The organism is Nocardia sp. NBC_01730 (assembly GCF_035920445.1).
Lineage (GTDB): Bacteria > Actinomycetota > Actinomycetes > Mycobacteriales > Mycobacteriaceae > Nocardia.
The window spans coordinates 6,525,120-6,537,531 of the sequence record NZ_CP109162.1 but is presented as its reverse complement, the minus strand read 5'-3'; the positions used below and the strand labels follow the sequence as shown (position 1 = coordinate 6,537,531).

Here is a 12,412-nt window from a genome sequence, read left to right as displayed (position 1 = left end):
TCACCCGTTCTACTTCGAACTCGCCTCGGCGTGGTCATCCGCTGGCCGCGATTCGGTCTGCTCCTTGGCCCAGCGGTAGTCGGGCTTGCCCGCGGGCGAGCGCTTGATTTCGTCGACGAACCACAGACTGCGCGGCTGCTTGTAGGACGCGATCTCCTGGGAGAGCATCGGGCGCAGTTCCGCCAAGGTCGGCCGGTTCTCGCTGCGACATTGCACCACGGCGACCACTCGCTGGCCCCACCGCTCGTCGTCGACGCCAACGACGAGCGCGTCGAAGATCTCCGGGTGCGTCTTGAGCGCACCCTCGACCTCCTCCGGGTAGATCTTCTCGCCGCCGCTGTTGATGCTGACCGATCCGCGGCCGAGCATGGTGACGGTGCCGTCCTCCTCGACCCTGGCGAAGTCGCCAGGGATGGCGTAGCGGATCCCGTTGAACTCCTTGAAGGTCGCCGCGGTCTTCACCTCGTCCTTGTAGTAGCCGAGCGGAATGTGCCCGCGCCTGGCCAGAATGCCGACGATGCCGGAGCCGGGCCGCACGGGATTGCCATCGTCGTCGAGCACATCGGTGGAGGCGTCGATCTTCACCCGAGGGCCTCCGGTGTGCGTCGCCCCTTTGGCCACGATGGACAGTCCGCCGAAGCCGGTCTCCGAGGAGCCGATCGAGTCGGAAATCATCCGGTTCGGCAGCAGCTCCAGAAACTGGTCCTTGATCGCGGGCGAGAACAGCGCCGCGCTGCTGGCCATCACGTACAGGCTCGAAAGGTCATACGGCCGACCGGTTTCCGGGTTGCCCTCGATCAGTGCGTCCAGCATCGGGCGGGCCATAGCGTCACCGGTGATGAAGATGAGGTTGATCTTGTGCTTGTCGATTGCCTGCCACACCCCGTGCCCGGAGAACTCCGAAATCATCACGGTCTTGCCGCCGCCGAACAGACTGTGGAAGGTCGCCCACTGTGCACCGCCGTGAATCATCGGCGGGATCGGGAACCGCACCATGGCCGGACTGCCCGCGCCCACTTTCGCCAACTCCCACTCGTCCTTGACGTATTCGCCGGTGACGAAGTTGATCCCCGCGCCGAGCACACGCCACACGTCTTCCTGGCGCCACATCACACCCTTGGGCATGCCGGTGGTGCCGCCGGTGTAGAGCATGTACAGGTCGTCAGGGGAACGATCACCGAAGTCGCGCTCACCTGAGGACTGCGCGAGCACCGCTTCGTACTCCACCGAATCGGCTGCGGTGCGGATCGGTCCGGTCGTATCGTCATCCACGACGATGACGGTGTGCAGCGTCGGGGTGTTCTGGCGAACCGCGGACACCTTGTCGCTGTAGCGGCGCTCGTGGATCAGCGCGACCATGTCGGAATTGTCGAAGATGTACTGCAACTCGTTCTCGACATATCGGTAATTCACGTTGATCATCACGGCGCGCGCCTTGAAGATCGCGACCATCGCCTCGACGGCCTCGATCGTGTTCCGTGAGTAGATGCCCACCTTGTCGCCCGGCAGGACTCCCCGTTCTTGCAGGTAGTGAGCGAGCCTATTGGCCCGCTCCTCCAGTTGGGCGTAGGTGACCTCGCGGCCGTCGTCGGCCAGCGCGACGCGGTCGGGCATCAGGTCGATGGCATGTTCGACAAGGTCCGCTATGTTGTAGCTCACAGCCTTAAAAATAGAACGTGTTACTGTTTCTGACAAGGCTCGAAGTCAGGAGAATCAGCAATGCCGCACTGCCTCGTCGAGAAACGGGACCATGTCCTCATCGTCACCATGAACCGACCCGAGGCGCGCAACGCGCTGTCGGCGGAGATGATGGCGATCATGCGTGACGCCTGGGACCAGGTGGACAACGATCCGGCTATCCGGGTGGCGATCCTGACCGGCGCGGGCGGCGCGTTCTGCGCGGGCGCCGACCTCAAGGCGATGACCTCCCAGCACCCCGGCGACTCGTTCGCGGGCGGCGGCTGGGATCTGTCCAAGATCGAGGCGCTGCTCAAGGGCCGCAGGCTGACCAAGCCGCTGATCGCGGCCGTCGAGGGTCCCGCTATCGCGGGCGGCACGGAGATCCTGCAGGGCACCGACATCCGGGTGGCCGGCGAGAGCGCGAAATTCGGCGTGTCCGAGGCGCGGTGGGGCCTGTTCCCGCTAGGCGGCTCCGCGGTGCGACTGGTCCGCCAGATTCCCTACACCGTGGCCGCGGACATCCTGCTGACCGGCCGGCACGTCACCGCTGCGGAGGCCAAGGAGATCGGCCTGATCGGACACGTGGTGCCGGACGGAACGGCACTGGACAAGGCACTGGAACTCGCCGCGCAGATCGCCGCCAACGGGCCGCTGGCGGTGCAGGCCATCCTGCGCACCATTCGGGAGACCGAGGCCATGGCGGAGGAAGACGCCTTCAAGATCGACGCCGAACTCGGTACGGCGGTATTCCGTTCGGCCGACGCCAAGGAGGGCCCGAAGGCGTTCGCGGAGAAGCGCAAGCCCACGTTCACCGGTAACTGAGAGCCGTTGACCGAGAGCACAACACGCCCACTGGCGCGCACGCATCGGGGCCCGCACCGAGCTCAGTCGGCGCCCGGGTAGTCCATCCAGAACGGCTCCCACTGGTGGCCATCCGGATCGATGAAGGTGCGGCCGTGCATGCCGACCTGCGCCTCCTGCGCGCGCTTGTCCTCGTTCACCTCTTCGGTCGCGCCCGCGGCCAGCGCGGCGGCGGTAAGGTTGTCGACTTCCTCCGCGCTACCGAGCGCGAGCGCGTACGCGGCATTGATCGCCGCCTTCGTGTCGGCCACCGGCCGTTTGCTGAAGGTGGTGAAGAAGTCCCTGGTGAGCAGCATCAGGCAAATGTTGTCGTCGACAACGATGCAGGCGGCGTTGTCATCCGTGAACTCCTGGTTGACCTTCCAGCCCAGCGCTTCATAGAAGGCCTTCGACCGGTTCAGGTCGGCTACGGGGAGATTGACGAAGATCATCTTGCTGCTCATATCGGCCTCTTCCTCTCGAGCAAGTCCGTTCGTGTCACTGGATATGACGGGCGCCGGAAGGTGAATTCATCGCCGAGGCGTACGTGACGCGCCACACAGCGCAGAAAGGTTTAATGATCTTGATCTTCGCAGGTAGCCGCCTCGAAGACCTGTTCTGTGTCGGTGGCCTGTGGCAGGGTGACAGCCATGAACGACTCGTCCGGCTCCCCCGCCGGCCTCGCTCCCGATGTGCTCGCCTCATTCGAGGCCCATCGTAGGGAGTTGTGCGCGTACGCCTACCGGATGCTCGGCTCCTCCTTCGAAGCGGAGGACGCGGTCCAGGAAACCTTGACCCGGGCGTGGAAGTCCTATAACTCGTTCGAGGGTCGCGCCAGCCTACGGTCCTGGCTGTACAAGATCACCACGAACGTCTGCCTCGACATGATCGACGGGCCGCAACGCAGGGCGCGGCCGATGGATCTGTCCGGCCCGTCCCGTCCCGATTCGCCGCTGCCCGCACCGCAGCCCGACTACGTCTGGGTCGAGCCGATCCCGAACGCGCTCGCCTTCGGCGCCGACCCGGCCGAGCACGCCAGCGCCAAAGACACGCTGCGCCTTGCGTTCGTCGCCGCCTGCCAGCACCTGCCCGCTACCCAGCGCGCGATCCTGATCATGCGCGAGGTGCTGCGATTCTCCGCCAACGAGACCGCTGAGGCGCTCACCATGTCGCCCGCGTCCGTGAACAGTGCGCTACAACGGGCGCGCGCCACCATGTCCAAAGTTCAGCCGACGGCCACTGACACCTACGACGAGACCGACGAAGACCAGCGCAGGCTCGTGGACAACTTCGTCAAAGCGTTCGAGGCCTACGACATGGACACCCTCACGACACTGCTGAAAGCCGATGTCACGCTGTCCATGCCGCCGATCGAGCTGTGGATCTCCGGCCCGGAGAACGTGGCCGCCTTCATGCTCGGCACCGGAAGCGCCTGCCGCGATTCGCGAATGGTCCGGCTCGAGGGCGCCAACGGTCTGCCCGCCTTCGGCCACTACAAACCGGGCGACGAGCCGGGTGTGTGGGTGCCGTGGTCGATCACGGTGCTGGAACTCGACGGCGGCACCGTCTCGGGCCTGAACTTCTTCCTGGACACCGAAAAACTCTTCCCACTCTTCGGCCTGGCCCCGGAACTGCGAGAGCCATGACCGCCTCGCTTATCGGCGTGACCGGGCCCAACACCCTCGTCTGTCATCCCTAGGAACACGCATGGCTGAAGAACTGCTTCGCTGGCAAGGCGGATCCGCCGTACTCGCACACCGCCGTGGAAGGCAAGCGCGATGACTAGGCCGTACCGGCGTTTGATCTCGTGGGTAACCCGACGAGTCACCCATGTGCTTGTCGTGTCCAGGTGTAGTTGGCACTGTCCGGGTTGAGTTGGCGCAGAGGGAATCTGAACAGGGAAAACATTCGCGGCCCGCGCTTCGAGCAGTACCCGGCGGAACCCTTTCGAATCCGGCCGACGGTGGCCTGCGAGAACGATTCTCACCGCAAACCGTTTCGTGGACGAACGTTGCCGGACGCCGCTGGCCTGTCTCGTGGGTTTGAGGCAGCCCTTGGGGCCGCATCGAATTGGTGATTCTGGTGTTGTGGCGGTAGGAGTCCGAAAACGGACGAAAACGGATCAGCTGAGGCATTGCCTGGCAACCGGTCCCGGGGCGTTAATGGAAAGAGCAGGCCGCCAAAAGAATTTGGGCAATCACCCGGAAGAGCATCGACTAGGACGCAGCATCATGCCGATTTCTCCCAATCAGGGGTCGACCGGAGGCGGGACCACTGTAACCGTCACCGGCACTAACCTCGGCGGCGCCACCGCCGTGCACTTCGGTTCCAAGTTGGCCACTATCACCGCCGACACGGCTACATCGATCACCGCTGTCTCCCCGTCCGGGGCGGGCACTGTCCCTGTGACCGTGACCACTGCAGGAGGGACCAGCAACCCGCTGTCGTTCTTCTACATCGGCGCGCCGTTCAAGGGCACCCTGTCCCCGGTCTCCGGTGTCACCGCGGGCGGTAACACGGTGACCATCACTGGTACCGGTCTGTCCACCGCCACCGCGGTGCATTTCGGCGCCGCGTCGGCGACCCCGACTGTGGTCAACGATAGCCAGTTGACCGTGGTCGTGCCGGCGGGCACGGCAGCTGGTTCGGTGAGTGTCAGTGTCACCACCGCGGGCGGCACCAACAACGGCCTGTCCTACACCTACGTCGCGGTTCCCACCATGAGCTCGGTCGTCCCGAGTTCGGGGTCGGCGGCCGGGGGGACCTCGGTCACCCTGACCGGCACCGGGTTCACCGGAGCCACCACGGTCAGCTTCGGCGCCACTGCGGCAACATCGTTCACCGTCGACTCCAGTACGCAGATCACCGCAGTCGCCCCCGCCGGGACGGGGACGGTGTCGGTCACGGTCACCACCGCCGGCGGCACCACCAACGGCCTCCCCTACACCTACGTCACGGCTCCCACCCTGACCTCGGTCTCCCCGAGTTCGGGACCGCCGGCCGGGGCAACCAGCGTCACCTTGACCGGCACCAACCTGGCCGGTGCCACCGCGGTCAGCTTCGGCGCCACCGCGGCGACGTCGTTCACCGTCGACTCCAGTACGCAGATCACCGCAGTCGCCCCCGCCGGGACGGGGACGGGGACGGGGACGGTGTCGGTCACGGTCACCACCGCCGGCGGCACCACCAACGGCCTCTCCTACACCTACGTCACGGTTCCCACCCTGACCTCGGTCGTCCCGAGTTCGGGGTCGGCGGACGGGGGGACCTCGGTCACCCTGACCGGCACCGGGTTCACCGGAGCCACCACGGTCAGCTTCGGCGCCACCGCGGCACCCTTCACTGTCAACTCCAGTACGCAGATCACCGCGATCGCCCCCGCCGGGACGGGCACCGTGCAGTCCACGGTCACCACCGCGGGCGGAACCAGCAACGGGGTCTTCTACACCTACGTGCCAGTTCCCACCCTGACCGGGGTCTCCCCGAGCTCCGGGCTGCTCATCGGGGGAAACTCGGTCACCCTCACCGGCACCAACCTGACCGGTGCCACCACGGTCAGGTTCGGTGCCACCGCGGCGACCTTCACCGTCAACTCCAGTACGCAGATCACCGCAGTCGCCCCCGCCGGACCCCTGCTCGGTACGGTGTCGGTCACGGTCACCACCGTCGGAGGCACCAGCAATGGGCGCTCCTACACCTACATCTGATGGCGTGGCGGGGCGGCAGGGCTACAGCCGTTGACCTCGCTACGGGTGCGCGGCCGCGGCGTCGACCCGGCAGGCGCGGCGGCGGGTGGGCCCGGGCCGCCGCCTACGCCGCGTTGGGCTACGTTGCCGGGATATAACGGTCGCGGAGCTTGCGCTTGTAAAGCTTGCCGTTAGGGTCGCGCGGCAGTTCGAGCAGGTAATCGATCGACTTGGGCATCTTGTACTTCGCCAATTGTGTTGCGGCGAAGGCCAGCAGCTCGGCGGTGAGTTCGTCGCTGCCCTCGGTGCCGTCCGCGGGTTGCACGACCGCCTTCACCTCCTGGCCCCAATCCGGGTGCGGGATACCGAAAACCGCCACATCGGCGACCTTCGGATGGGTGATGAGCACGTTCTCGATCTCGGCCGGGTAGATGTTCACCCCGCCGGAGAGGATCAGATCCGAGCGCCGATCGTGCAGGTAGAGGTAGCCGTCCTCGTCGAGGTGTCCGATGTCGCCGACGGTGAACAGGTCGCCGACGCGCGAGTCCTCGGTCTTGGCCTTGTCGTGGTGGTACTCAAAACTCGAAGCGCCCATGCGCATGTAGACCAAGCCGGGCTCGCCGACCGGGACCTCGGAGCCGTCCTCTTCGCTGAGCACCTTGATCACCGACCACGGCCACGCCTTGCCGACCGAGCCCGGCTTGCGCAGCCAGTCGGTGCCGTTGATCACTGTGCCGCCGCCCTCGGTGGCCGCGTAATACTCGGTGACCGTCGGGCCCCACCACTCCAGCATCTGCCGCTTGGTCTCCTGCGGGCACGGCGCGGCGCCGTGCACCATGCTGCGCAGTGAGGACACGTCGTACTTGGCGCGCACCTCCTCCGGCAGTGCGAGCAGCCGGTGGAACTGCGTGGGCACCATGTGGCTGTGCGTCACCCGATACTTGTCGATCAGGCGCAGCATGTCCTCGGCGTCCCAGCGATCCATCAGAGCGAGCTTGTGGCCCAGCTGGATCGAGATGGTGGCGAAGTTCAGCACCGCGGTGTGGTACAGCGGTGAGCCGCAGATGTGCACATTCTCGTCGTAGGGCGCGAGCCCGAAGAGCCCGAAGAACGCGGTGCTCTGCGGCGGGACGACGTCGGGATCGGCCCCGGTGAGCGGGCGCCGAACGCCTTTGGGCCGCCCCGTCGTTCCGGATGTGTAGAGCATCGGCGCGCCGGTGCTGCGGTTCGATGGACGTCCGGTATCCGCGGCGCCGAGCCAGGCCACCGACTTGAAGCCCTCGATCTCGCCCACCGAAAAGCGCGCCGACGCGGGCAGTCCCGCCTCGTCGGCGGCGGCCTCGGCGGCGGCGGCGAACCGATCGCTGACGATGAACGCCTTCGCCTCGCTGTCGGACAGGATGTAGGCCACCTCCGGCCCGGTGAGATGCCAGTTCACCGCGACGATGTACAAACCGGCCTGATAGGCAGCGAAGTAGGCGGCGATCGCCTCGACGCTGTTGTGCACCATGCTCACCAACACGTCGCCGGTTTCCAGGCCGAGCCCCCGCAGACCGGTGGCGTAGCGGTTGGCGAGCGTCGCCAATTCGCGATACGTCACGTCCCGGCCCGAGGGATCGACCATCGCGATCCGATCGGGTTCGGCTTCGGCGATGTTCCACAGACCGAGAATTTTCACTGACTCCTGCGTCGTCACCTCATTGAATTTAGAACGTGTTCTACTATTCGACAAGGGGTGCGAGCCGATGCAATTGCGGGATGTCCGGAACCGACACCAACATCATGGTGACGCCCGCCGCCTCCCACACCCCGAGTTGCTTGCGGACATGCTCCTCGTCGCCGATGATCGCGGTGTCCAGAATCAGCTCGTCCGGCACCATGGCCGCGGCCTCGGCCTTCTTGCCCGCCTGGAACAACCGTCCGATCTCGTCGACCTCGCGCTCGTACCCCATGCGCCGATAGACCTGGGCATGAAAGTTCAGCTCGGGCGCGCCCATACCCCCGATGTAGAGCGCCATGATCCAGCGCATCCGCTCCAACTCGCTCGCCGGGTTATCGGTGATCACCACCTGGCAGCTCGCGGCAATTTCGAAGTCCTCCCTGCTGCGTCGCGCCCCCGCCCGCGCAAACCCCTCGTCGAGCCAGTCGTCGTACATCCCGGCCAGCCTGGGCGCGTAATAGATGGCAAGCCAGCCGTCGGCGATCTCCGCGGTGAGCGCCACGTTCTTGGGCCCCTCCGCGCCGAGCCAGATCGGCAAATCCGCACGTAACGGATGCACGATCGGCTTGAGCGGCTTGCCGAGTCCGATCGAGCCCGGCCCGGTGTAGGGCAGCGGATAGTGCGGGCCCGCGCTGGTGACCGGCGCCTCCCGAGCCAGCACCTGCCGGACGATCCCCACGTACTCCCTGGTGCGCTGCAATGGCTTGGCGAACGGCTGGCCATACCAGCCCTCGACCACCTGAGGACCGGAGACGCCGAGGCCGAGAATCGCGCGACCACCGCTGAGGTGGTCGAGCGTGAGCGCGTGCATGGCGGTGGCCGCGGGTGTGCGCGCCGACATCTGCACTACCGAGGTGCCGAGGCGGACGCGCCGCGTCGACGAGCCCCACCAGGTCAACGGACCGAAGGCATCCGACCCCCACGATTCGGCGGCGAATACGGCGTCGAACCCGGCTTCCTCGGCCGCGATCACCAACTCGCCCGCGTTGGCGGGCGGCTGGGCCATCCAGTACCCGAGTTGCAATCCGAACTTCACGGCGGACCCCTTTCCGATCAATTGCTTGCTACCAGAATAAGAACCTGTTCTACTCGATATCGTGACTCACGGGAATACTGCACCCACAGCAATCGCCGGTGCCAGTGGCACGGGATTGAACACTGCGGCGCGAGCGACGGGCCCGGAGGCGGGAGCGGAGCGTAACCACGAAGGGCCCCGGGAGCGCCGCCAATCGGATTCAGCGGCGCGAGCGACGGGCCCGGAGGCGGCAGCGCAGCGTGACCACAAAGGGACCCCGGAGCGCCGCCAGCCGGATTCAGCGCCCGACGTACTCAGCGCGCCTCTGCGGGTGCGTTTCGACTACACCCGCTCCGTCGGAACCACCATCGGGACCTTTCTGACTGAACTGCGCGACCACAAGATCGTCGGCGCGCGCGGCTCGAACGGCCGCGTGATCGTGCCGCCGCCGGAATACGACCCGATTACCGCCGAACCGTTGACCGAATTCGTTCATGTGGCCGACACCGGCACCGTGGAATCGTGGACCTGGGTGCGCGAACCGCTGCCCAGACAGCCGTTCGACCGCCCGTTCGCCTGGGCGTTGATCCGGCTCGACGGCGCCGACACCACGCTGCTGCACGCGGTGGACGTCGCCGCACCCGAAGACATCCACACGGGATTGCGCGTAACCGCCCGGTGGGCGGCACAGACCGAGGGCAGTATCCGAGACATCGCCTGCTTCGAGCCGGGCGAGAAGTCCGGCGCTCCGACCGTATCCGGCAGCACGGCCGACCCGGTCACGGTGATCACGACGCCGGTCGACCTGCCGTACAAGCACACCGCCTCCCCGCAGGAAACCGTCTACCTGCGCGGATTGGCCGAGGGCAAGCTGATCGGCGGCCGCACCGACGACGCGGGCAAGGTGTACTTCCCGCCGCGCGGCGCGAACCCGACCGACGGCAGGCCGACCAACGACTTCATCGAGCTGCCCGATCGCGGCACGGTCACCACCTTCTGCATCGTGAACGTCCCGTTCCTCGGCCAGCGGATCAAGCCGCCGTATGTCGCGGCGTACGTGCTGCTGGACGGCGCGGACATCCCGTTTCTGCACCTGGTGCTCGGGTGCGAGGCGAGCGAAGTGCGCATGGGCATGCGGGTGGAGGCGGTATGGAGACCGCGCGAGGAGTGGGGCTACGGCCTGGAGAACGTGGACCACTTCCGCCCCACCGGCGAGCCGGACGCCGACTACGAGACCTACAAGCACCACCTCTGAGAGAGGCGCACGTTGACTGACAACGCCACCGATATCGCGGTCGTGGGTTTCGCCCACGCGCCGCATGTGCCGGAGACCTTCGGCACCACCAACGGTGTCGAGATGCTGGTGCCCTGCTTCCAGCAGCTCTACGACCGGCTCGGCATCACCAAGTCCGATATCGACTTCTGGTGCTCGGGGTCCTCCGATTATCTCGCCGGAAGGGCCTTTTCGTTCATTTCGGCGGTCGACGCGATCGGCGCGGTGCCACCGATCAACGAGTCGCACGTGGAGATGGACGCCGCGTGGGCGCTGTATGAGGCGTGGGTGAAACTGCGTTCCGGACAGGCGAAGACCGCACTGGTGTACGGCTTCGGCAAGTCCTCGGCGGGCACGCTGCGCCAGATCCTGACCATGCAGCTGGACCCGTACCTGGTCGCGCCGCTGTGGCCGGACGCGCTGTCCATCGCCGGGTTGCAGGCCCGCGCGGGAATCGACGCGGGGCGCTGGACCGAGCGTGACATGGCCGCCGTGGCCGCGGGGGAATCCGGTGACGTGGCGAGCCTGCTCGACGCGCCGTATGTCGCCGACCCACTGCGCGCACACGACGTCGCGCCGATCACCGACGGTGCGGCCGCCATCGTGCTCGCGGTGGGCGACCGCGCCCGCGAACTCTGCGAGCGTCCCGCCTGGATCACCAGCATGGCGCACCGGGTGGATACCCCGGTGCTCGGCGCGCGCGACCTTACCGTCTCCTCCTCGACTTCGGCTGCGGCCCAGGCGGTTACCGGCGGCGATACCAGCGGCTTCGACGTCGCGGAACTGCACGCGCCGTTCAGCCACCAGCAGCTGATCCTCACCGAGGCGATCGGCCTGACGAACGGCACCACGGTGAATCCGTCCGGTGGCGCGCTCGCTGCCAACCCCATGTTCGCCGCGGGCTTGGAGCGCATCGGCTTCGCGGCCGAAGCGATCATCGCGGGCTCGGCGAATCGCGCTCTCGCCCATGCCACCAGCGGCCCCGCGCTGCAGCAGAACCTTGTGACCGTCCTGGAATCGGAGACCCGATGAGTACACCGGCTGCGGTGCTCGGCACCGGACAAACACATCACGTGACGAAACGGACCGACGTGTCGATGGCAGGCATGTGCCGGGAAGCCATCGATCGCGCGCTCGACGACGCCGGCCTCACCATCGCCGACATCGACGCGGTGGTCGTCGGCAAGGCGCCCGACCTGTTCGAGGGCGTCATGATGCCCGAGCTGTACCTCGCGGATGCCTTGGGCGCCACCGGAAAACCGCTGCTTCGTGTGCACACCGCCGGTTCGGTCGGCGGCTCCACCGGCATCGTCGCGACAAACCTGGTGCAGGCAGGCGTGCACAAGCGGGTGCTCGCGATCGCGTGGGAGAAGCAGTCGGAGTCGAACGCCATGTGGGCGTTGTCGATTCCGGTGCCGTTCACCATGCCGGTCGGCGCGGGCGCGGGCGGCTACTTCGCTCCACACGTGCGCTCCTACATCCGGCGAGCCAACGCGCCGAGCCACATCGGCGCCATGGTCGCGGTGAAGGATCGACGCAACGGCGCCAAGAACCCGCTCGCCCATCTGAAGCAGCCCGACATCACGCTGGACTCAGTGCTCGCATCGCAGATGCTGTGGGACCCGATTCGATTCGACGAGACCTGCCCCTCCTCGGACGGCGCGTGCGCGATCGTGATCGGCGACGAAGACGCGGCCGCAGCCGTCGAAGCCACCGGCAAGAAGGTTGCCTGGATACACGGCACCGCGATGCGCACCGAGCCGACCACCTTCGCCGGGCGCGATCAGGTCGATCCCCAGGCCGGCCGGGACGCGGCCGCGGCGCTGTGGGAGGCGGCCGGAATCACCGACCCACTCAGCGAGATCGACGTGGCGGAGATCTACGTGCCGTTCTCTTGGTTCGAGCCGATGTGGCTGGAGAATCTCGGCTTCGTGCCGCAAGGCGATGGCTGGAAGCTCACCGACAAGGGCGAGACCGAGATCGGGGGCACCCTGCCGGTCAACCCGTCCGGCGGCGTGCTCTCCTCCAACCCGATCGGCGCGTCCGGCCTCATTCGATTCGCCGAAGCCGCCAAGCAGGTCATGGGGCGGGCCGGAGACTACCAGGTCGAAGGCGCCCACAAGGCGCTGGGACACGCGTACGGCGGTGGGTCGCAGTACTTCTCGATGTGGGTAGTCGGATCGGAGCGCCGGTGACTA

Annotated in this window: 10 protein-coding genes; 6 read left to right on the top strand and 4 right to left on the bottom strand. The window is 66.7% G+C overall.

Features of this window, described 5'->3' with window-relative positions:
• Positions 1-9 precede the first annotated feature (9 nt).
• Positions 10-1,659, bottom strand: coding sequence for an acyl-CoA synthetase (locus OHB12_RS27550; protein ID WP_327112070.1), 1,650 nt, complete (start codon positions 1,657-1,659; stop codon positions 10-12).
• 60 nt (positions 1,660-1,719) lie between these two features.
• Here OHB12_RS27550 and OHB12_RS27545 point away from each other — a divergent pair, with 60 nt between their 5' ends.
• Positions 1,720-2,502, top strand: coding sequence for a crotonase/enoyl-CoA hydratase family protein (locus OHB12_RS27545; protein WP_327112068.1), 783 nt, complete (start codon positions 1,720-1,722; stop codon positions 2,500-2,502).
• A 62-nt stretch (positions 2,503-2,564) separates the two neighbouring features.
• Here OHB12_RS27545 and OHB12_RS27540 read toward each other — a convergent pair whose 3' ends face one another.
• Positions 2,565-2,984, bottom strand: a complete 420-nt coding sequence (locus OHB12_RS27540) for a VOC family protein (RefSeq protein WP_327112066.1) — start codon at positions 2,982-2,984, stop codon at positions 2,565-2,567.
• 186 nt (positions 2,985-3,170) lie between these two features.
• Here OHB12_RS27540 and OHB12_RS27535 point away from each other — a divergent pair, with 186 nt between their 5' ends.
• A complete protein-coding gene (locus OHB12_RS27535; protein ID WP_327112065.1) occupies positions 3,171-4,166 on the top strand; it encodes a sigma-70 family RNA polymerase sigma factor in 996 nt (331 codons plus the stop codon).
• Between the two features lie 585 nt (positions 4,167-4,751).
• Positions 4,752-6,227: a beta strand repeat-containing protein gene (locus tag OHB12_RS27530; RefSeq protein ID WP_327112063.1), complete on the top strand. Its 1,476-nt coding sequence runs from the start codon at positions 4,752-4,754 to the stop codon at positions 6,225-6,227.
• Positions 6,228-6,345: 118 nt separating this feature from the next.
• Here the strand turns inward: OHB12_RS27530 and OHB12_RS27525 are convergent, their stop codons facing one another.
• Both OHB12_RS27525 and OHB12_RS27520 read right to left on the bottom strand, forming a co-directional pair.
• Positions 6,346-7,938: an acyl-CoA synthetase gene (locus OHB12_RS27525; RefSeq protein WP_442799864.1), complete on the bottom strand. Its 1,593-nt coding sequence runs from the start codon at positions 7,936-7,938 to the stop codon at positions 6,346-6,348.
• Complete coding sequence (locus tag OHB12_RS27520) at positions 7,928-8,962, bottom strand: LLM class F420-dependent oxidoreductase (RefSeq protein WP_327112061.1); 1,035 nt, start codon at positions 8,960-8,962, stop codon at positions 7,928-7,930. The genes OHB12_RS27525 and OHB12_RS27520 overlap by 11 nt, the downstream gene beginning before the upstream one ends.
• 304 nt (positions 8,963-9,266) lie before the next feature.
• On the opposite strand from OHB12_RS27520, the gene OHB12_RS27515 reads away from it, so the two are divergent.
• Genes OHB12_RS27515 through OHB12_RS27505 form a run of 3 tightly spaced genes read left to right on the top strand, consistent with a single transcriptional unit; the run spans position 9,267 to position 12,409 of the window.
• On the top strand, positions 9,267-10,196 hold the full coding sequence (locus OHB12_RS27515) for a Zn-ribbon domain-containing OB-fold protein (protein ID WP_327121544.1): 930 nt from the start codon (positions 9,267-9,269) through the stop codon (positions 10,194-10,196).
• Positions 10,197-10,208: 12 nt separating this feature from the next.
• Positions 10,209-11,246: a thiolase domain-containing protein gene (locus OHB12_RS27510; RefSeq protein ID WP_327112059.1), complete on the top strand. Its 1,038-nt coding sequence runs from the start codon at positions 10,209-10,211 to the stop codon at positions 11,244-11,246.
• Positions 11,243-12,409, top strand: coding sequence for a thiolase domain-containing protein (locus OHB12_RS27505; protein ID WP_327112057.1), 1,167 nt, complete (start codon positions 11,243-11,245; stop codon positions 12,407-12,409). Before OHB12_RS27510 ends, OHB12_RS27505 begins: the two co-directional genes overlap by 4 nt.
• Positions 12,410-12,412: the final 3 nt, after the last annotated feature.